Source organism: Nitrosomonas sp. H1_AOB3 (assembly GCF_015709435.1).
Taxonomy (GTDB): Bacteria; Pseudomonadota; Gammaproteobacteria; order Burkholderiales; family Nitrosomonadaceae; genus Nitrosomonas; species Nitrosomonas europaea.
Genome location: NZ_CP054389.1, coordinates 2498433 through 2520392, shown reverse-complemented (window position 1 = coordinate 2520392; position 21960 = coordinate 2498433). Strand labels below are relative to the sequence as shown.

General features: G+C 53.2%; 10 protein-coding genes, 2 pseudogenes and 2 riboswitches. Of the genes and pseudogenes, 8 read left to right on the top strand and 4 right to left on the bottom strand.

Annotation, left to right across the window (positions count from 1 at the left end; genetic code table 11):
- Positions 1-119: 119 nt before the first annotated feature.
- Positions 120-3554: an acyl-[ACP]--phospholipid O-acyltransferase gene (locus HRU73_RS11755; protein WP_287398805.1), complete on the bottom strand. Its 3435-nt coding sequence runs from the start codon at positions 3552-3554 to the stop codon at positions 120-122.
- A 248-nt stretch (positions 3555-3802) separates the two neighbouring features.
- Between HRU73_RS11755 and HRU73_RS11750 the strand changes: the two genes are divergently transcribed.
- The 6 genes and pseudogenes from HRU73_RS11750 (at position 3803) to HRU73_RS11720 (ending at position 13475) form a co-directional block, all read left to right on the top strand.
- The gene (locus tag HRU73_RS11750) at positions 3803-6670 is read left to right on the top strand and encodes a ribonucleoside-diphosphate reductase subunit alpha (RefSeq protein WP_287398804.1); all 2868 of its coding nucleotides are present in this window, start codon (positions 3803-3805) and stop codon (positions 6668-6670) included.
- Positions 6671-6710: 40 nt separating this feature from the next.
- On the top strand, positions 6711-7859 hold the full coding sequence (locus tag HRU73_RS11745; RefSeq protein ID WP_287398803.1) for a ribonucleotide-diphosphate reductase subunit beta: 1149 nt from the start codon (positions 6711-6713) through the stop codon (positions 7857-7859).
- A gap of 86 nt (positions 7860-7945) precedes the next feature.
- Positions 7946-9408 (top strand): annotated as a pseudogene (locus tag HRU73_RS13475) (DUF3375 domain-containing protein).
- A 22-nt stretch (positions 9409-9430) separates the two neighbouring features.
- Positions 9431-10102 carry a DUF4194 domain-containing protein gene (locus tag HRU73_RS11730; RefSeq protein WP_287398800.1) on the top strand — a complete coding sequence of 224 codons (672 nt, stop codon included), beginning with the start codon at positions 9431-9433 and terminating at the stop codon, positions 10100-10102.
- Positions 10095-11795, top strand: coding sequence for an ATP-binding protein (locus tag HRU73_RS11725; RefSeq protein WP_287398799.1), 1701 nt, complete (start codon positions 10095-10097; stop codon positions 11793-11795). Before HRU73_RS11730 ends, HRU73_RS11725 begins: the two co-directional genes overlap by 8 nt.
- Positions 11796-13475, top strand: coding sequence for an ATP-binding protein (locus HRU73_RS11720; RefSeq protein WP_287398798.1), 1680 nt, complete (start codon positions 11796-11798; stop codon positions 13473-13475).
- 12 nt (positions 13476-13487) lie between these two features.
- Here the strand turns inward: HRU73_RS11720 and HRU73_RS11715 are convergent.
- Positions 13488-14433, bottom strand: a pseudogene (locus tag HRU73_RS11715) (IS630 family transposase).
- A gap of 80 nt (positions 14434-14513) precedes the next feature.
- Between HRU73_RS11715 and HRU73_RS11710 the strand changes: the two are divergent.
- Both HRU73_RS11710 and HRU73_RS11705 read left to right on the top strand, forming a co-directional pair.
- The gene (locus HRU73_RS11710) at positions 14514-15689 is read left to right on the top strand and encodes a DUF3322 domain-containing protein (protein WP_287398797.1); all 1176 of its coding nucleotides are present in this window, start codon (positions 14514-14516) and stop codon (positions 15687-15689) included.
- 495 nt (positions 15690-16184) lie between these two features.
- Positions 16185-17402, top strand: a complete 1218-nt coding sequence (locus HRU73_RS11705; RefSeq protein WP_287398796.1) for a transglycosylase SLT domain-containing protein — start codon at positions 16185-16187, stop codon at positions 17400-17402.
- Here the strand turns inward: HRU73_RS11705 and uca are convergent.
- Together uca and HRU73_RS11695 are read right to left on the bottom strand one after the other, a co-directional pair.
- Positions 17390-21025, bottom strand: a complete 3636-nt coding sequence (gene uca / locus HRU73_RS11700) for an urea carboxylase (protein WP_287398795.1) — start codon at positions 21023-21025, stop codon at positions 17390-17392. The genes HRU73_RS11705 and uca overlap by 13 nt on opposite strands.
- Positions 21026-21283: 258 nt before the next feature.
- Positions 21284-21387, bottom strand: a riboswitch (guanidine-I (ykkC/yxkD leader).
- Positions 21388-21604: 217 nt separating this feature from the next.
- A riboswitch (guanidine-I (ykkC/yxkD leader) is annotated at positions 21605-21707 on the top strand.
- Between the two features lie 82 nt (positions 21708-21789).
- A complete protein-coding gene (locus HRU73_RS11695; RefSeq protein ID WP_276677988.1) occupies positions 21790-21927 on the bottom strand; it encodes a hypothetical protein in 138 nt (45 codons plus the stop codon).
- Positions 21928-21960 lie beyond the last annotated feature (33 nt).

Here is a 21960-nt window from a genome sequence, read left to right as displayed (position 1 = left end):
GTTAGGGCCCATGACCAGGCCTCTCGACCGCCTCATTGATTTGACAAAAAGACAGCGCTCTCAATTTACCCAAGGTAGCAAGGCGGATAGCGCACCTGTATGCCGCTTCTTAAATGCAATCACAGATCGGGTTGTTGCAGCACCCATTCGTGCAGTGATACGTAGTCGGTTTTTCCGGTAGCGAGCAGCGGTAGCTTGTCGATGTACAGGATGCTCTTCGGTATTCCCAGTTCTCCCAGGCCATTCTGGTTGAAATAAGCAACGATTTCGCTGCGGTCCGCCGGTTGGCGGGTTGTGATCAGAACGAGCTGTTCGCCTTTTCTGGCATCGGGAATCTGAATGACAGCATGGCTGTAGTCTGGCCACAGCTGATGGATCGATTCTTCTATGGCCGGCAGTGAAATCATTTCCCCGCCTATTTTGGCAAACCGCTTGGCGCGCCCTTTGATGAAAACGTAGCCTTCTTCGTTGATTTCAACAATGTCGCCAGTATCATGCCAGCCCTCGACAGGGGGTATGACCATCCCGGGGTTGGCTGCCAGATAGTAGCCCAGCATTACATTCGGGCCGGATACCAGTAGTTTGCCCCCTTGCGTGATTCCCGGAACAGGTTCCAGTTTGCTGGAAATGCCGGGTAGCAGGCGGCCGACTGATCCGGGATGGTTGTGCATGGGGGTGTTCAAACTGAGGATCGGAGCAGTTTCAGTTGTGCCATAACCTTCGAAGATGCGCACACCAAAATTCTCCGACCACAGTCTGCGTGTGCTTTCCCGCAATTTTTCGGCGCCGGCAAATGCGTAACGAACGCTGTAAAAATCGTAGGCGTTGGCATGGCGTGCATAACCGGCGAGGAAAGTATCAGTACCGAACAGCAAGGTTGCATTGGTGTCGTAGATCAGTTCGGGAATGACGCGGTAATGCAGGGGAGACGGGTACAGAAAGACCCGCATACCGGACAGTACCGGCAGCAGCATGCCGCCTGTCAATCCAAAGGAATGGAAGAGGGGCAGTGCATTGAATACCAGGTCAGTCGGGCCGAAATCGATCCGGGCGGATACCTGGAAACGATTGGCCTGCAGGTTGGTATGGCTGAGCACCACGCCTTTGGGTACGTCTTCCGATCCGGAAGTAAACAGGACGACTGCCGGTGCATCCGGATTACGCCGGGAATGGGTATAGCGATAACTGATTCCCGGCAGCAGGCTTGCTACCAGCCCTGCCAGTTTGTGCCACCAGTGCACCTGATGTTTCAGATCTTCCAGATAGATCAGTGTAATCTGCTGTGCTTTCAGACTGTCGGCCAGTCCGGTCAGTTTGGCGGCTTCGATGAATCTGCGTGCAGTGATGATGGTCCGGATCTGTGCTACCTGGCAGGCTGTCATGAGATTTCTGGGGCTGACCGAAAAATTCAGGAGGGCAGGTACACGTCCGAAAGCCTGCAAGGCAAAAAAACTGATCACGCTGTTCACCATGTTGGGCAGCATGATTCCCACGTTTTCCTGCGTGTGGGTATGGCGGCGCAGAACAATACCCAGGATGAAGCTGCGTGTGATCAGTTGAGAATAATTCAGTGGATTGCGTTCGACATCTTCCGCGATGGCGTGCTTTCTGCCGTGTGTGGCCGCAGCATCGAGCAGTGACTGAAACAGAGTTTGCCGCAGGACATTGCTCTGAAAAATCGTTGTGGTCATGATGTCGTACAGTTTCAGGCCGGCAGCGCGGCGACGGCGTTTGCCACGGATCGAATCCGGCAGATCGAAGCTTTCCGGCGGCATGACGGTTACGGTGATCCGCGGGAACCAGTGTATCCTCACCTTCCCTTTCAGTCTGGAGAAGAGCGTGTGTTGCGGGCCTGAAAGGCTTACCGGCAACAGTTTTGCTCCGGCCTTATCCGCGATCATGGCCGGGCCTTCGTAGATTTTCATGAGTGACCCGGTCAATGTCAGCCGGCCTTCAGGGAAAATCACCACCCTGTCACCGTTTCTGACGCGATCGATCAGCAGACGGGTGGACAGAGGATTGGTCGGGTCAAGCGCAATGGTATCCGCCAGAAACAGGAAGGGCCGCACCCACCATTTGCGGGCAATACTGGTGTTGATGGCGAAGCACAGGCGTTCGGGGAAGCATACGCTCAGCAGTGCGGCATCCAGGAATGACAGGTGATTGGCGACGATCAGCACTTTTTCTCCTGCCTGCCGATAATGTTCCAGCCCTTTGATTTTCAGGCGATAGAACGTATGGAATCCCCACTGCAGAATGGATCTGGCCAGTTCATACGGCAACAGTCCCGCGATATACACTGCAACCAGGCCATTTAACAGAGCGAGGGTGAGAAAAACTTCGGAAACGGTGAAATCCAATGCCAGCATTACGCTGATACCCGCTGCGGAAACCACCATGAACAGGGCATTCATGATGTTGTTGGCGGCAATGGCGCGCGAACGGTGGGAAGGTTTCGTATAGTTTTGCACGATGGCATAGAGCGGCACGATGTAGAGGCCGCCGCAGATCGAGATGGCCAGCAGATCCAGCAAAATGCGCCAGTGGGCGAATGATTCCAGGAAATTCAGCACGCCGATGAGCGCCCCCCCTGCTGCAGGGTCGAGTGACGTACTGGCAAAATACAGATCGACGGTGAAGATAGTCATGCCCAGTACGCCTAAAGGAACATAAGTTGCAGCCACTTCACCCTTGAGCAGTTTGTCGCACAGCAGCGCACCAATACCGATTCCCACCGAAAAGAGCGTCAGGAACAGCGTAACCACCTGTTCATTTCCACCGATGATCTCTTTGGCGAAGGTGGGAAATTGCGACAGAAATGTGGCGCCAAACAGCCAGAACCACGATACCCCGAGAATGGCGTGAAACACCGTGATGTTCTCACGTGCCTGATGGACGATGGCGCGTGTTTCTTCAAGCACATGCCAGTTCACGATCGTATCTGCCGCCGCTGGGCGGACCGGGGGAATGAACAGACTGGATAGCCAGCCGGCCAGCGCTATTCCGATCGTTATGCCGGATACGATCACCCCTCCCTGCTCGGCCAGAATGAGCAACCCGCCTATGATCGTCCCCAGCAGAATGGCAATGAATGTTCCGGCACTGACCAGTGCATTGCCGCCGATCAGCTCATCTTCACGCAACTGGTCCGGCAGGATGCTGTATTTCAATGGCCCGAAGAAAGCGGACTGGGCGCCCATCAGAAACAGAATCATCATGAGCAGTATGACGCTATCCAGATAAAACCCCGCCGCCGCGCCTCCCATCAGAATGATTTCGACGAATTTGACGTGGCGGATCAGCCGTGCCTTATCCCATTTATCCGCCAGTTGGCCGGCAGTAGCGGAAAAGATGAAAAACGGCAGGATGAAAATACCGGCCGCCAGCGTGACCATGATCTGCGGGCTCAGGCCCGCGTTGTCCATGGTGGTGTAGGTAATCAGAATGACCAGCGCATTCTTGAAAACATTGTCATTGAATGCACCCAGAAACTGGGTAACGAAAAAGGGTAAAAAGCGTCTGCTCGAAAGCAGCTTCCATTGACTTGGGTGCATAACGAACCTTCCCGGATAGCGATATTCTGATTATAGGGAACTCCTTCCGGAAACCCTAGCATCATGACAAAATTCTGTCTGCTGTTGACAACAGCATTTCACAACAGGTACCATTGTTCCATCCTGTCAGACACAATATATTGTGTTATAGGGTATCCAGCAGTGTTCAGCCATTTCCTTTCCAGCTACTTGATTTTCGACCATTTTTCGATCAGCAGTACCGTCAGATCGCACAGGAGAATTTGACCATGCAGCTTGCCACAGACCTTCCTTCCTCTTCCTCCGCCCACCAGAAAAATTTTCTGGAAGAGATGACCGATTTGCCGGCAACCCGGCAGAATTATTCCCAGTATAAGATCATTCGCCGCAATGGTGCCGTGGTGGCATTTGAGCCGGGCAAGATTTCCATCGCGCTGACCAAGGCGTTCATTGCCGTAAGAGGCGGGCAGAGTGCTGCTTCTTCCAGCATGCGTGAGATCGTGGCGCAACTGACCGGAGAAGTCGTGCATGCTCTGACTCGCCGCCGGCCGGAAGGTGGTACGTTTCACATCGAGGATATTCAGGATCAGGTCGAGCTGGCACTGATGCGCTCGGGTGACCATGATATCGCTCGTGCGTATGTGCTGTACCGGGAAGAGCGGGCGCGTGAACGGGCCAGGCAGCAATCAGCCCAGCCGGCTTCCGTTCAGGTGGCTGTGTTGCACGTCGTGGAAAACGGGCAAAGGATTCCGCTCGATCCGGCTCGGCTGATGGCTCGTATCGAATCAGCCTGCCAGAATCTGGGGAATACGGTCGATGCCGGGCTGATCGTCAAATCGATGCTCAAGGATTTGTACGATGGTGTGCCTGCCGAGGAAGTCAGAAAATCTGCCATCCTGTCTGCCCGTGCGCTGATCGAGAAAGAGCCGGCTTACAGTTTTGTGACAGCACGGCTTTTGCTGGATAACATCCGTTATGAAGTCCTGGGTGAAGAAGTTGCCCATGAGGCCATGCAATCGCGTTATGCCGAATATTTCCCGGAGTTTGTCCGGAAAGGGATCGAGGCCGGGTTGCTGGATGAACGTTTGGGACAGTTTGACCTGGCACGGTTATCAGAAGCGCTGGCTGCTGATCGTGATCTGCAGTTTGGTTACCTTGGCCTGCAGACCTTGTATGACCGCTATTTCTTGCATGTTTCCGAACGGCGTATCGAACTGCCGCAAATATTCTTCATGCGTGTTGCCATGGGATTGGCGCTGAACGAAATCGATCGTGAGGCCCGCGCCATCGAGTTTTATCACCTGCTGTCCAAGTTCGATTTCATGAGCTCGACACCCACCCTGTTCAATTCGGGTACACGGCGCTCGCAATTGTCCTCATGCTATCTGAGCACTGTGCCAGACAGTCTCGATGGTATCTATGAAGCCATCAAGGAAAACGCGCTGCTATCGAAGTTTGCGGGCGGACTGGGTAACGATTGGACGCCGGTCAGAGCAATGGGCGCACGTATCAAGGGAACCAATGGCAAGTCGCAAGGGGTGGTGCCTTTTCTCAAAGTGGTATCGGATACAGCAGTGGCAGTCAATCAGGGCGGCAAGCGCAAGGGAGCGGTTTGTGCCTATCTGGAAACCTGGCATCTCGATATCGAGGAATTTCTGGAATTGCGTAAAAACACCGGGGATGACCGGAGGCGAACGCATGACATGAATACTGCCGTCTGGGTGCCGGATCTGTTCATGAAGCGTATGCAGGAAGATCAGGAATGGACGCTGTTTTCACCTTCCGATACGCCGGATCTGCATGACAAATTCGGCAGAGCATTTGAAGAAGCCTATATCGCCTATGAAGAGCAGGCGGCACAAGGCAGGCTGACCCTGTTCAAGCGTATCCCGGCCCGGCAATTGTGGCGCAAGATGCTGACCATGCTGTTTGAAACCGGGCATCCGTGGATTACGTTCAAGGATCCCTGCAATATACGTTCACCGCAGAATCATGTCGGCGTCGTGCACAGCTCCAATTTGTGTACTGAGATTACGCTGAATACCAGCGAAAAGGAAATTGCCGTATGCAATCTGGGGTCGGTCAACCTGCTGGCTCATATCGTCGATGGCAAACTGGATCAGGCCAGGCTCAAACAGACGGTTACGACAGCGATGCGCATGCTGGATAATGTGATCGACATCAATTTTTACGCGGTGGCAAAAGCGCGCAATGCCAATTTCCGGCATCGCCCGGTCGGGCTGGGGATCATGGGTTTCCAGGATTGTCTGCATAAGCTGGGCATTTCCTATGCCTCCCCGGAAGCAGTCGAATTTGCCGACAGGTCGATGGAAGCAGTTGCATACCATACCTACTGGGCTTCCACTGAACTGGCTGAAGAGCGTGGCACCTATGCCACTTACCGGGGTAGTTTGTGGGATCGTGGCATTCTGCCGCAGGATACGCTGGAGTTGTTGCGTGAGGAGCGCGGCGGCCATGTGGAAATCGATACCTCATCCACGCAGGACTGGGATGCTCTGCGTGACCGGATCAGACAGTACGGCATGCGTAATTCCAACTGCCTGGCGATTGCACCGACTGCGACGATCTCCAACATCATCGGTGTTTCCGCCAGTATCGAACCCACTTATCAGAATCTGTATGTCAAATCCAATCTTTCCGGAGAGTTTACGGTCGTCAACCAGTGGCTGGTAAATGATCTGAAAAAGCAGGATTTGTGGGATGAAGTCATGATCGCCGATCTCAAGCATTACGATGGAGCGGTCAGCAAGATTGACCGGGTGCCGGAGAATTTGCGCAACCTGTACGCTACGGCGTTCGAAGTTGATCCTCGATGGCTGGTCGAAGCAGCATCCAGAAGGCAGAAATGGATCGACCAGGCGCAATCGCTCAATCTTTACATGGCAGGTGCTTCCGGCAAAAAAATGGATGAGCTGTACCGGCTTGCCTGGTTGCGCGGACTCAAGACGACCTATTATCTGCGCGCGCTGGGGGCAACCACTGCCGAAAAATCGACGGTTCATACCGGTACCTTGAATGCAGTTCCCGCGCAGCACGAAGCGCATGCGGGCAATCTGGCTCATTCAGCCCCGCAGCAGTGTGCAATCGACAATCCGGAATGTGAAGCATGCCAGTAAGTATCGAACAATCCACCACCAGAACCCAAGGAGCAACATCATGCTGACTTTTGAAGATGAAGTATTTCAGCCGGGCAATATCCTGGCAGGCACGAGCGCACAAGCAGGGATGGCCAACAAAATGATTGCTGAGCGGCAGGTGCCGGACGAGGAAATACCGGCAGAGGATCATCGTCGGGTATCCGTGGAAGACAAGCGCATCATCAACTGCAAGGCGGATGTCAATCAGCTGGTGCCGTTCAAGTACAAATGGGCGTGGGAAAAATATTTATCTGCCTGTGCCAATCACTGGATGCCGCAGGAAATCAACATGACGCGGGATATCGCTCTCTGGAAAGATCCCAATGGGTTGACCGAGGATGAACGCCGTATCGTCAAACGCAACCTCGGCTTTTTCGTCACGGCCGATTCACTGGCAGCCAACAATATCGTGCTGGGGACCTATCGGCACATTACCAACCCTGAATGCCGCCAGTATTTGTTGCGACAGGCGTTCGAGGAAGCCATCCACACGCACGCCTATCAGTACATCGTCGAATCAATCGGCCTGGATGAAGGTGAAATTTTTAATGCCTATCATGAAATCGGGTCGATACGTGACAAAGATGAGTTCCTGATTCCTTTTATCGACACACTCACCGATCCTTCATTCCGGACAGGCACACTGGAAACCGACCAGCAATTGCTGAAAAGCCTGATCGTGTTTGCCTGCATCATGGAAGGGCTGTTTTTCTATGTCGGTTTTGTACAGATTCTGGCACTCGGCCGGCAGAACAAGATGACCGGGGCGGCCGAGCAATACCAGTACATCCTGCGTGATGAATCCATGCATTGCAACTTCGGCATCGATGTCATCAACCAGATAAAACTTGAAAACCCGCATCTGTGGACCCGGGAATTCCGCGAGGAAATCAGTACCCTGATGCGCAAGGCAGTCGAGCTGGAATATCGTTATGCGGAAGACACCATGCCGCGCGGCGTGCTCGGTTTGAATGCGCCGATGTTCAAGGAATATCTGCGTTTCATTATCAATCGTCGCAGCCATCAGATCGGCCTCGATCCATTGTTCCCCGAAGCGGGTAACCCTTTCCCATGGATGTCGGAAATGATCGATCTGAAGAAAGAAAAGAATTTCTTTGAAACGCGTGTGATCGAGTATCAGACGGGAGGCGTATTGAGCTGGGATTGAGGGAGCCTCTGATCAGGTGTCGCGGCCGCCACGGGCTTTTACCTGCAGAGCGACACGAGCGTATCTTCCTTGAAGATGGGTAACTGATGTCCATCGACTTTGCCACCCTCGAGGTTCTGCGCATTCACCATCCGGCATGGCGGTTGCTGCGTTCCGACCATGCTCCGCTGGTGGCGAGTTTTCTCCACCGGGTTTTCGTGGTGCCCAATGTACGAGTCATGGCGGCCTCGGATTTGTCCGAGGCGCTGGAAGATGAGTTGTATGCCCTGCGGCTGCAAATGGGTGAGAAAGGTGAAACCGCTTTTCCTAAGCCAGCGTTGGATTATCTGAACGATTGGGCTGCGCCGGACAAGGGTTGGCTGCGTAAGTTCTACCGCCCCGGTACGGACGAGGCGCAGTTCGATTTAACTCCGGCCACCGAGAAAGCTATCGCCTGGCTGGCGCAACTCTCCGAGCGGCAATTCGTTGGTACCGAGTCACGCCTGCTCATGCTGTTTGACCTTCTCAAACAGATGAGCGAGGGCAGCGAGGCGGACCCGGCCAGGCGCATTGCCGAGCTGCACAAGAAACGTGACGATATCGATGCAGAGATTGCACGTGTACTGTCTGGCGATTGCCGTTGCTGGATGACACGGCATTAAAGGACCGTTTCCAGCAGTTCATGCAGGGGGCGCGCGAACTGCTTACCGACTTCCGCGAGGTAGAGCACAATTTCCGCCAGCTCGACCGGCGTGTACGCGAGCGTATTGCACTTTGGGAAGGCAGCAAAGGCACACTGCTCGAGGACATCATGGGCGAGCGCGATGCGATTGCTGATTCTGATCAGGGGAAGAGTTTCCGGGCCTTCTGGGATTTCCTGCTTTCGAGTCGCCGTCAGGAAGAACTGACCGAATCGCTTGATCGTGTGCTGGCTCTGCCCGCCGTGAACGACCTGCAGCCAGATAGCCGGATGCGCCGCGTGCACTATGACTGGATGGAGGCTGGCGAGCACACTCAACGCACAATCGCTGCCTTGTCGCAGCAGCTGCGACGCTTTCTCGACGACCAAGCCTGGCTGGAAAACCGGCGCATCATGGACATCCTGCATGGCATCGAAAGCAAGGCGCTTGCCCTGCGCGAGTCACCGCCAATAGGCAATGTCATCGAAATGGCTGAGGCGCAAGCCGACATCGAGCTGGCGATGGAACGCCCCTTGTTCACGCCGGTGGTGAAGCCGGTCATTGCCGATCTGGCATTACAAGCAGGCGAAGAGGACATTGATGCGCAAGCGCTGTTTGATCAGGTGGTGGTAGACAAGACCCACCTGATCCGGCACATCCGCCACGCTTTGCAGGACAAAGCGCAGGTCACGTTGAGTGAGCTGGTGACAGCCCGGCCGTTACAACACGGTTTGGCGGAATTGGTGGTCTACCTGCAACTGGGCAGTGAAGCCTTCAGTACCGTGGTGGATGAGAACACTGTTGAATCCATCTGTTGGCAGGTATCGGCAACCGATGGACAGGAAGTCGTCCGAAGCGCGCGACTGCCGCGTGTGATCTTCATGCACTGAGCACAACAGCCTGGAGTAAGGAATGGAAGAGCGACTTTCAAGTGCCGAAGAATCGCATATTGCTGCACCTGCTGCTGATTTGTCAGTGTTGCTGATTAACTTGCTCAAGAGCGTACTGTACCGTGACGACGATGAACGCCAGTGGGCGGCGCTACTGAATCTGCAAGCGCGGGTGCGTGACTATGTGGCGGTACTGAATCTGGATCTGGTACTCGATGAGGCAGAAGGTTATGCCTTTCTCAAAAGTCGGCCGGAGCCGGCGGATGATGATCCCGCACCTCGTTTGCCGCGTCTGGTGGCACGTCGGCCGTTGTCTTATCCCGTAAGTTTGCTGCTGGCGCTACTGCGCAAGAAACTGGCTGAGTTCGATGCTGGCGGTAGCGATACCCGACTGGTGCTCAGCCGCGATGATATCGTGGAACTGGCGCGAGTCTTTCTGCCTGATGGACCGAATGAAGCAAAGTTGATCGACCAGATTGAGGGTACGATCAACAAGGTGGTGGAGCTGGGGTTTCTGCATAAGCTCAAGCCGGCCGGCAGTACTGCGGCAGGCCCGTTTAGTTACGAGGTACGGCGCATTCTGAAGACTTTTGTCGATGCACAATGGCTGGCCGAATTCGATGCGAGACTGGCCACATACCAGTTACAACTGGCGGGTGTTAAGCATGCCAGGGAGGAATCAGGCAATGAATGATATGCAAACCCTGGGCCTGAACTTCTGCGCTGACGATACATTGTCGGGTTTTCGCCTGACACGGCTGGAAGTCTTCAACTGGGGTACTTTCGACAGCCGGGTGTGGACGCTGCAATTAGATGGCAAGAACGGTCTGCTTACAGGCGACATTGGCTCAGGTAAATCTACCCTGGTCGATGCCATTACCACCTTACTGGTGCCCGCCAACCGTATTGCCTACAACAAGGCTGCGGGCGCGGACACCAAGGAACGGACACTGCGATCCTACGTGCTTGGCCATTATAAATCCGAGCGGAACGAAGTCACGGGAGCGGCCAGACCGGTAAGTTTGCGTGACCAGAATAGTTATTCGGTGATTCTGGGTATATTCCATAACGCTGGTTACGACCAGACCGTATCGCTGGCCCAGGTTTTCTGGATGAAGGAAGCACAGGGGCAACCGGCACGCTTCTTTTTGGGTGCTGAACGCGGGTTGTCGATCGTCTCGGATTTTGCCAGCTTCGGCTCAGATATCAATCAGTTGAAGAAGCGGTTGCGGACACTGGGCGCGGAGATGCATGACACGTTTCCGCCTTATGCGGCATGGTTCCGCCGCCGCTTTGGCATCGAGAACGATCAGGCGCTGGAGCTGTTTCATCAGACGGTGTCGATGAAGTCGGTAGGCAACCTGACCGATTTCGTGCGCAGCCATATGCTGGAACCTTTCGAGGTAGCACCACGTATTCAGGCATTGATTGGGCATTTTGACGATCTCAACCGGGCTCATCAGACCGTGCTGAAAGCCCGGCAGCAGGTTGAATTACTGACCCCTTTGGTTGCCGATTGCAGTCGCCATAGCGCCCTGATGACTGAAGTCGAAGGTTTGCGCAGGTGCAGGGAAAGCCTTCGAGCTCATTTCGCCGGTTTGAAGTTGGGCCTAATCGACAAGCGGCTGGGTTTGCTGGCCGAAGAGCTGGAGCGCTTGGATGCTCAGGTACAACGGTTCGACGCCGTTTGTGAGGAACAGAGTTATCAGATCGATGAGCTGAAACAGGCCATCAATGACAACGGTGGTAACCGTCTGGAACGCCTTGCCACAGAAATCCGCAAAAAAGAACAGCTTCGCGATACACGCAAGGCCAAGGCCGGGCGCTACGCAGAGTTGGCCACGGTGTTGGGCGAGTCAGCGGCGGTGGATGTTGCCAGCTTTGCTGCACAGCGGGGCAAGTATCAAATATGGCGTGAGGAAACGCGCAATCGTGATAGTGAGCTGGAGAATCAGAAGTCTGAATACGAATTCATGTTTCGTCAGGGCAGGCTGGAACACGAGCAGCAAAGCGTAGAAATCGACAGTCTCAAGCGCCGCCGCAGCAATATCGACGATCAGCAGATCCAGATACGTGCCGCGATGTGCACTGCACTGGGTTTGAACGTGGATGATATGTCGTTCGCCGGTGAGTTGATCCAGGTTCGCGATGATGAGCGTGATTGGGAAGGTGCGGCCGAACGCCTGTTGCGCGGCTTCGGCCTGGCCTTGCTGGTGCCCGATGCACATTACAAGGCCGTGGCAGAGTGGGTAGACAGCGCCCATCTGCGTGGTCGCCTGGTGTACTTTCATGTGAGGGCGCGCCGGACCAACGATTTGCCGGACCTTCACCGCGATTCACTGGTCCGCAAGCTGGCGATCAAGCCTGATTCTCCGAACTATGACTAGTTGAGCGTACGTTTCGACGTGGCCTGCTGCGCCACGCAAGAGCAGTTCCGCCGGGAGACACGTGCTATCACCCACGCAGGCCAGATCAAGGATCCCAGTGGTCGGCACGAAAAGGATGATCGTCACCGTATCGATGATCGCAGCCGCTATGTGCTGGGTTGGAGCAACAGTGCCAAGATCGCCGCGCTGGAGGTCAAACGTCGCCAGCTGGAAACACGGCTGGCTGAGGTTGCCAGCCAGATTGGGGACATTCAGAAGGAGCGCGATGGGCTCGCGAATCGTCTCGATGCATTGACGCGCCTCGAAGAATTCACCTCTTTCGATGAATTAGATTGGGCCAGCATCACCACCGAAATCGCGCAACTTACTGACGAGAGGATCCGGCTGGAGTCGGCGTCGGATGTCCTCAAGCAGTTGAACGAAAGCCTTCGCACACTGCAAAAGACACACAAGGAAACGAGTGAAAAACTGCAGGATGTGCGTGACAGGCGTGCCAGGGAGGAGCAAAAGCATTCAGATGCGCGGGAACTCCGCCAGCAAACAGAAGCATTGCTGGCTGGCGTTGTCGTGGATGAGGCATTGGCAGAGAAGCTGGAAGCCATGCGTGCCGAGGCGCTTGGCGAACATCAACTGACCGTGGAGTCCTGCGACAACCGTGAGCAGGATGTGCGCGCCTGGTTGCAGCACAAGATTGATGGTGTGGATGACAAAATCCGCAATCTGGCAGCCAGAATCATAAAAGCCATGGTCTCCTTCAAAGAGACATACAAGCTGGAAACTGCCGAGATGGATGCCAGCCTCGAAGCCGCCTTCGAGTACGAGAACCTGCTGGCGCAGTTGAATCGGGATGACTTGCCGCGTTTCGTCACCCGCTTCAAGGAACTGCTGAACGTCAACACTATCAACGAGATCGCCAACTTCAGCGCCCAACTGGCGCGCGAACGCGAAACCATCAGGGAACGCATTGCGCACATCAACAAATCGCTGGGAGGGATCGATTACAACCAGGGACGCTACATTGTGCTGGAATCTCAGCCCAGCCCGGATGCGGAGATCAGAGACTTTCAGATGGAGCTGCGCGCGTGTACCGCAGGCGCTGTAACTGGCTCGGAGGATGCCCAGTATTCCGAGACGAAGTTTCTGCAGGTCAAAGCCATCATTGACCGCTTTCGTGGACGTGAAGGATTGTCGGAGCAGGATCGTCGCTGGACTGCCAAGGTCACTGATGTGCGTAACTGGTTTCTTTTCGCTGCCAGTGAGCGTTGGCGCGAGGACAATAGTGAGCACGAGCACTATTCTGATTCTGGCGGCAAGTCGGGCGGGCAGAAAGAAAAGCTGGCCTACACCATCCTGGCTGCCAGTTTGGCGTATCAGTTCGGGCTGGAATGGGGTGCGGTACGCTCGCGCTCTTTTCGCTTCGTTGTGATCGACGAGGCATTTGGCCGCGGGTCTGATGAGTCAGCACAGTATGGGTTGAAGCTGTTCCGGCAACTCAATCTGCAATTGCTTATTGTGACGCCGCTGCAAAAGATCCACATCATCGAACCTTTTGTTTCCAGCGTTGGCTTCGTACACAACGAAGGAGGCAGGGCTTCCAAACTACGTAACCTTTCCATCGAAGAATATCGAACCCAAAAAGCTGCCCTGATTCAGCCATCCGCAGAAAGTGGGAATCACTAGAGCATTTCTCGTTTAGTTAGACACATAGCCGGAGTTAGCGAAGTAGTTGCGGCATTCCTGGGGCTGGATGGTTTCAATGATGCGCCCGATGGCGGCCCAGAGAGCATCAAAGGATCGTTCGGCGGCTTTACGCAGGAGGGTTTTGATTTTGGAGAAGACCTGCTCAATGGGGTTGAGGTCGGGAGAATAAGGCGGCAGATAAAGGATTTCTGCGCCTTTGTCCTTGATCATCTCCCGGACGCCGGCAACCTTGTGGCTGCTCAGGTTGTCGCAGATGACGATATCACCTGGCTTGAGTGCAGGGCAAAGCTGGGTTTCCACATAAGCCAGGAAAGCTGCGCCGTTCATGGGAGCATCCAGACACCACGGCGCAAGCAGACCATCAAGATGCAGTCCGGCAACGAAAGTCATGGTTTTCCAGTGACCGCCGGGAGCATGGTCATAGCATCGCTCTCCCACAGGGCAGCGGCCATGCCGCCTCGTCATGTCTGTGCTTACTCCCGTTTCATCGAGAAAGATCAGGCGCGCGCAGTCGCAGGTCTTTTGCCAGTCCTGTTAGACGAGCCTTGCCGCTGCCACGTCAGCACGTTCTTGTTCGCTGGCCCGCAGTGTTTTTTTTATAACTGTATCCCAGCGAGCGGATAAACCGGTCAACCGAGGAAACGTGAACACGAACCCCCAAAGCCTCTTCAATCCAATCGCGCAACTGCGCAAGCGTTATGCCCTTGTCCTCCAGAAGCTTGCCTCTGACTTCAGCAGCATGGGCTTCCAGCGCATGACGCCGATAGCCCCCGATCCTACGCGGGGAAACGCTCCCTTCCTGTTTCCACAGGCAGGTTATCTTCGATACAAATGACGGGCTGACTGAATATTTATCGGCCACAGCCCTGATACTCAGACCCTTGTCCGTGTCCGCCACAACCCGGCGGCGCAAATCCTCAGAATAAGCTTTCGGCATCTCTCACCTCCACCCCTATCCTCTCTTATTTTAACTCACAGGAGAATCCCCACGATTCCAACTAGAAGAAAAACGCTCTAATGTGGACTACGCCCAGGGACCTGAAGAGACAGCTGGAAAGATTCTGGGAGCGAGCCGAACTGCTCCGCGAAGCAGTCAACAGTCAATTGTTATTTCCCTTGAAACTGACGATCAAGGGTCCTGGTTCAGCCGATATTACTGACCGTTTCGAGGTCGTGCGCGCTTGGGTATCGGAACTGGTCGCAGGCTTTCCTTTCCGTATCGAATGGCAAGAGGTACGTCACCGCGTACAAGGAATGCAGCGTTTACCTGTCAGTGCCTGGATTGATTCGCGAGATGACGCTATTCGCTGGATTGGAAAGCGGCGAGATTGGGAACGGTTTTCAGCCATGCTGGAGGTAACCCGACGCGAACACCCTGCGCTTTTACCCTGGTTCAATAAGCGTCCATTCCAGGCCCTTGGGCTGGCGGAAGAATGGCCAAAGCTATTGTCTGTAGTGGAATGGCTTAAGGTGCATCCACGTCCTGGTATTTATCTGCGCCAGGTTGATATACCCGGTGTTCATAGCAAATTCCTTGAATCACATCGCTCAGTATTAGCTGAGTTGCTTGATTTGAGTTTGCCCGCTGACTGTGTTGATTTGACAAAAACCGGGATGAGTCGATTTTCTGTTCGATATGGTTTTCTGGAGAAACCGGTACGCATTCGTTTTCGGATTCTGGATTCGGACATCCAGGTGTTGCAGGGTATCTCTTACCCGGATATCACGTTGGATGCTGATAGCTTTAGTCATTTGAAGCTGGATGTTCGAAGGGTGTTCATCACGGAGAATGAAACCAATTTTCTGGCTTTCCCGCATGTTCCCGATTCAATCATTGTTTTTGGATCAGGATATGGTTGGGAGGCTCTGGCTAAGGTACATTGGCTTCTTGAGCGATGCGAAGTCTACTACTGGGGGGATATCGATACTCACGGCTTTGCCATCCTGGATCAGCTGCGAAAGTACTTTCCTCACGTCACATCACTATTGATGGATCGAGCCACCTTGCATGCCTATTCTAAACTGTGGGGTGTCGAGGATAAGCCGCAGCGTATCGATCTACACAGGCTTACCCGGGAAGAACATGATTTGTATAACGATCTGCGGGATAATCGTATCCGCGAAAGCCTGCGCTTAGAGCAAGAACATATTGGTTTCGATTGGGTACGTGCCAGGCTTGACTCGCTGCATTAAGGAATCAGAACACTCAAGTAGTTATAGGCACAAGCGATCACTGGTAAACCAGTGAGTTGATGCGTCGTGTTCTGCACAAAGCGAAAGATTATGCGTCGCCACGGTACGTGGCTATGTGTCGTTCTTGATCGTGAGTTATTGATTCAATTTGTAGCAAATGAAAAATTATCTGTCGTCCGGCAGTTTTATCAATCGATTGCCGATCGATAAAATCATGTAGAATAACAACGGGCCGGCTGGTTCACTTTAAAATTAAAAATACAGGTGACCAGCCTTTTTTATTTTCAGAAAATCAATTATGCGAGCGAACCGTTCATTTTATTCAGGATGAAGACAAAATCGAATACCTCACTAGTATTGATTGCCGCAGTAGTATTGGCTTCTCTCTCTGTTACGGTGCAAGCCGGCAGAACTTTAGAAAAAAATATAAGTATCACTGTACTGGATACGAGACAGTATCAGGTACCACCACACAAGCAGCAGGATGATCTATGGATGCGCGTACGAGCCGGATTTTCCCTGGCGAACATTCAAAGCCAGGAAGTACGGCAGCACGAAAGCAATTTCAGTAAAAATCAGCGATTCATAGATCATATTGTTGGACGTAGTCAGCGTTATCTGTTTTACATCATTGAAGAAGTGGAACGTCGGCGCATGCCGGCTGAGATTGCGCTGCTGCCGATCATCGAGAGCGAGTTTGATCCGGATGCTTACTCTCACAGGCATGCTGCGGGGTTGTGGCAGTTTGTTCCCTCGACGGCAAAAGCGTTCGGGCTGGAGCAGAACTGGTGGCATGACGAACGGCGCGATATCATCGCGGCTACCCAGGCGGCGCTGGATTATCTGCAGATGCTCTACAAAATGTTTGGAAACTGGAAGCTGGCACTGGCTGCTTACAACTGGGGACAGGGATCACTGAAGAAAGTGATCGACGAAGGTCATGGAGGTAATAAATCTGTCAACTACCAGGAAATCGGGCTTCCGGCTGAAACCAGAAACTATATTTCCAAGCTGATCGCCATCAGAAATATCATTGCCAATCCTCGCCGCTATGGCATCAAGCTGAAGCCCATTCCAAACCGGCCTTATTTCGAACAGATCACGATCACCCAGCAGATCGATGTACAACTGGCCGCTCGGCTTGCCGGAATTTCAGAAAGCGAATTCAATGCGTTGAATCCGGCCTATCACAGACCCCTCATCAAGGCCGAAGATTCTCCACGGACACTGTTGCTGCCCGTTACCAAAGTCAAAACTTTCGTGGACAACCTCGAAAATTATGACAAGTCACTGGTGTCGTGGCGGATTTACCAGATTGAGCAAACGGAAACCTTGCGCGACTTATCCAGCCGGTATCGTATCCCGGTTGCCCGGCTGGCTGAGATCAATGGCATTTCTGAACGTGCTACTCTGAAAAAAGGCCAGATATTGCTGGTGCCACGTGACGGCAGCAGTGCAAGAGAAATGACCTATCTTGCACACTATCAGCTCACACAACCGGCACGACCGGCTACGAGGCGCTCTCAATCATCGGAAGAACGCATCGTTTATACCGTCAAAAAGGGTGATACGCTCCACGCTATCGCCAAACGCTACGGTATCGATATCAAAACGATCCGTTTATGGAACAAGGGAAGTGATCAGCTTTCCATCGGGCAAAAGCTTACACTCAAGCTGACATCACCCGCCTTCAGCAGCCCTTATTCTTCCTGAACGATTAGCAGCATCTGGCCGGAAAATACATAATCACCCTGTCTGCAGCTGATCTGTTTCACGATCCCGTTGACCGGCGCACTCAGGGTGATTTCCATTTTCATGGATTCGATGATGATGACCGGATCTCCGGCATTGACCGGTTGTCTGGTTTCGATCAGCAGTTTCCATACGGTACCGGTCACATCTGAACTGATGGCGTATGCTCCGTCGGGTAAATCAGGTGCATTTTGCATACCGGGTTTATCAAGCACACCTTCACCTTCATCGCTGATACTGTTTTCTTCCTGTACGTTCCCGATCTTCCAGCGCTCGCGTTCAGCTTCAAAAGCCTTTTGCTGACGGGTTTTGAATGCTTGAATACTGTCTGCATGCTGACGCAGGAATGCATGATAGTTGCGCAGACTGAAAACGGTATCTTCGGTATGAAGTGTAAAACGCCCGGTGATAAAGTCGTGGCGTAACTCAAGCAGCTCCTGTTCAGAAACAGGATAAAACCTGATCTGGTCAAAAAAGCGCAGCAGCCAGGGTTTACCGGCGGTAAAGTCCCGGGTCTGACGGTAACGATTCCACATCTGCACTGTTCTTCCGACAAACTGATATCCTCCGGGACCTTCCATACCATAAATACAGAGATAGGCTCCTCCTATTCCGACTGCATTTTCGGGTGTCCAGGTGCGTGCCGGGTTGTATTTGGTGGTGACCAGCCGATGGCGCGGATCGATCGGCGTGGCAACCGGGGCGCCCAGGTAGACATCTCCCAGCCCCATGACCAGATAGCTGGCATCGAAAACGATACGTTTGACCTCATCGATATTGTCCAGCCCGTTGATACGCCGGATGAATTCGATGTTGCTCGGGCACCAGGGTGCATCCGGCCGGACTGACTGCATATATTTTTCGATGGCAAGTTTTGTGGCAGCGTCATCCCAGGAAAGGGGTAAATGCACGATACGCGAAGGCATTTTCATATCGTCGCTTGCCGGTAAATCCTTCTCGGCGGTAATGAGTTTATTCAGGAGATGATCACGATCCAGAAGCCGCGAATCGAAATGTATCTGCAAAGAGCGAATGCCCGGTGTCATGTCGAGAATTCCGGGCAGATCGCCTTTCTCAACACAGTGCTGCAGCCAGGCCATCAGGGCATGTGCGCGAAAATGCAGTGCGATATCGAGTACCGCTTCGCCATACTCGATCAGCAGATATTTATCCCCGGATTGTCGGTAAATCACCTGTACCTGCCCGTTATTTGCCGGAATCCGATGCAGTACAGGATGACCTGGCTCAACCGGGAAGGCAGAAATATCGGGTGGTACGCGAGTGAAGGAATCCGGCTGCTGGATCATCTTGTCTTGTTGCTTTTCCAGCTTTAGCGCCTGTTCCGCTGTAAGCGGGTGAAAACGCACGCTGTCACCGGGTTTGAGCTGCCCGGTTTTCCACAACTCCGCTTGCACAATTACGGCGGGACAGACAAATCCTCCCAGACTGGGGCCATCCGGCCCCAGGATAATGGGCATATCACCGGTAAAATCGATCGCACCGACTGCATAGGGGTTGTCATGGATGTTGGAGGGGTGCAGGCCGGCTTCACCTCCATCCTTGCGTGCCCATTGTGGTTTGGGGCCGATCAAACGTATACCGGTACGACTGGAATTGTGGTGCACCTTCCAGTCGGTGGTAAAGAATTCATCGATGTCAGCCTCGGTAAAGAAATCCGGTGCACCATGCGGACCATACAGGACTCCGATTTCCCACCGGCTGGTGTAATGGGGAATATTTTCGGGGAGCAGTGCTTTTGGCTCAGCATCTTCTGTAGGCAGGATATGTAGCACATCCCCGGTGCACAGCGCCCGTCCGGCATGCCCGCCGAACTGCCCCAGTGTAAAAGTGGAGCGGCTGCCCAAATAATCCGGTACCTGAATCCCACCCTTGATGGCCAGGCAGGATCGGCTGCCAAACTGACGGATTTTACCGAATCGTAACAGCGAACCTGCTTTGATGAAGTGAGATCGCCACTGTTCCAGGGGGGCACCATCCAGCCAGACATCAATGGGTGCTCCACATACTGCAATCAGACTGTTGCAGTTGAATCTCAACGTTGGCCCGGCCAGAGTGATCTCCAGTCCCGCCGAATCATCGGGGTTTCCAACCAGATGATTGGCCAGACGAAAAGCCAAACTGTCCATCGGACCGGATGGAGGTACTCCTACGTTCCAATAGCCTGTTCTGCCCGGGTAATCTTGCACTGTCGTCTGTACACCGGCGTTGAGTACATCCAGGGTATGCGGCTGGTAGTGAAACCCGGAAAGGAATTGGGTGCTGACCTGCCCGCTGCGGAATACCGTTCCGGATAATACCTGCCTGAGATAATCCAGATTGGTTTCAATGCCGTAGAGCGTGGTTTTGTCTAATGCAGCGATCAAACGGTCGATGGCCTGATCACGATTGCTGGCGTGAACGATGATTTTGGCGAGCATTGGGTCATAGAAGGCCGATACTTCACAACCTGCATCTACCCAGGTTTCAATCCGTGCAGTTTCCGGAAATTCGACAGCGCTCAGCAAACCACTGGCCGGCTGAAAATTCTTGGCTGGATTTTCCGCATACACACGAGCCTGTATGGAAGCTCCCTGCGGTTGAATGGTAAATGATTCCAGTGGCGGTAAAGCATCGGCACCCAGCAGCACCATCCATTCGACCAGATCAATGTCGGTCACCATCTCGGTAACACCGTGTTCCACTTGCAGGCGAGTATTGACTTCCAGAAAATAAAACCGATCGACCGAGGGGTCGTAGACATATTCCACTGTGCCGGCAGATCGGTATTGAACTGATTCTCCCAGGCGTATGGCTGTTTCCTGTAACGCGTTACGGGTTGCTGGCGACAGACCCGGTGCTGGTGTTTCCTCGATCACTTTCTGGTTGCGCCGCTGCATGGAACAATCACGTTCTCCCAATGCAATCACTTTTCCACGGCCGTCGCCGAAAATCTGTACTTCGATATGGCGAGCCTGGTCGATGTATTTTTCCAGGAACAAGCCGGCATTACTGAAATTACTTTGTGCCAGATTTTTGACAGACTCATAGGCATCAATCAACTCTTGCTGGTTGCGGCACAAGCGCATACCGATCCCCCCCCCTCCTGCCGTACTTTTGAGCATGACTGGGTAACCGATCCGGTGTGCTTCCTCGCAGGCGGTTTCGAGGTATTCCAATAATCCGGTACCCGGCAGCATCGGCGCGTCGAGTTGCTGTGCGAGCGCACGGGCGGTATGTTTCAGGCCGAAAGTACGTATCTGTTCAGGAGTGGGGCCCAGAAAACAAATCCCTTCTGCGGCACATTGCTCGGCAAATGAAGCATTTTCACTGAGGAATCCGTACCCCGGGTGGATTGCCTGAGCACCGGTGCGGTGTGCAACTTCCAGTATTTTATCGGCACGCAAATAACTTTCGCTGGCAAGTCCATCGCCGATACAAATACTGTCATCAGCATCCAGCACATGCCGTGATAGCGCGTCAGCTTTCGTAAAAACAGCCACACTCCCGATGCCCATCCGATGCAAAGTACGGATAACACGGCAGGCAATGGCGCCCCGATTGGCGATCAGAACTTTTGTAAACATAAATTCCCCTTACTGTGCTACCTGATCAAGCAGGCCATATTGTGATACATGCTGACTGTGCCAGCGGAAACGAATACAGATTTTTTAAAGTCGATGAAAAATACAGATCTTCGCTGCCCGTAGAGGGTGGGCCGTGGGCGGAGAATACAGGAAACGTGGTGTAAAGCCGGAAATAGAAGCAGGTAAGCAGATAGTACATATAACGAATCTCCAGGAGTCAGGAAATGACAGAAATCAATAATGCATTGGCATTATGTAACCTCCCGGGCTTTTATCCCTCCGTGGAGCTTCGTATGACGAAGCCTCAAGCTCTCGGACCAGTCACTTTCCCTGGGAAAGCCGGAACCCTAGCCTGAAGTAATTTCAATCAGCCACCAGTACAGTCGATGCCGATGATGTCGGTGCTGCTGGCCGTAATCAAAACATATGTGCCATTTTATAGGCAGCTGATCTTTTCTGAAACAATAATATTTTCTTGTCTTTCAAAAATTCCGGTGTATATAATTACCACCATGTTTTATCTGTGATGGTTGAAGCTAGGCCATGTCTCTAGGCAGATAAGGCATCAGAAGCACAGTCGTTTCACGAAACTAGGGTTCCGGCTTTCCCAGGGAAAGTGACTGGTCCGAGAGTTTCGGGCCCTGCCAGCAGGGTTCCACGGAGGGATAAAAGCCCGGGAGGTTATGTTCAATACATTAACTACCGGGAGCCAGAGTGGAAAAACTATCGCGTGTGTGCGCTGCAGTTCAGAATCCAGATTTTCCTCATGTTTTTCCTTTTTCATCGATAGCCGGTTGCCATTTGCCTGTTGGCATTCGGTTACATATCCATTTTTCCAGTAGCAGCACTTTCGAGCTGATATCTCTTGCTGTCAGGTATTGTTTTCCGGCAGCAGATTCCATTGCCTCCTGTTGGCATATAGCGCCCTTAATTTT

Coding starts and splice junctions, on each gene's coding strand:
- HRU73_RS11755 (WP_287398805.1), bottom strand. CDS start 3,554: ATGCACCCAAGTCAATGGAAGCTGCTTTCGAGCAGACGCTTTTTACCC.
- HRU73_RS11750 (WP_287398804.1), top strand. CDS start 3,803: ATGCAGCTTGCCACAGACCTTCCTTCCTCTTCCTCCGCCCACCAGAAA.
- HRU73_RS11745 (WP_287398803.1), top strand. CDS start 6,711: ATGCTGACTTTTGAAGATGAAGTATTTCAGCCGGGCAATATCCTGGCA.
- HRU73_RS11730 (WP_287398800.1), top strand. CDS start 9,431: ATGGAAGAGCGACTTTCAAGTGCCGAAGAATCGCATATTGCTGCACCT.
- HRU73_RS11725 (WP_287398799.1), top strand. CDS start 10,095: ATGAATGATATGCAAACCCTGGGCCTGAACTTCTGCGCTGACGATACA.
- HRU73_RS11710 (WP_287398797.1), top strand. CDS start 14,514: ATGTGGACTACGCCCAGGGACCTGAAGAGACAGCTGGAAAGATTCTGG.
- HRU73_RS11705 (WP_287398796.1), top strand. CDS start 16,185: ATGCGCGTACGAGCCGGATTTTCCCTGGCGAACATTCAAAGCCAGGAA.
- uca (WP_287398795.1), bottom strand. CDS start 21,025: ATGTTTACAAAAGTTCTGATCGCCAATCGGGGCGCCATTGCCTGCCGT.
- HRU73_RS11695 (WP_276677988.1), bottom strand. CDS start 21,927: ATGGAATCTGCTGCCGGAAAACAATACCTGACAGCAAGAGATATCAGC.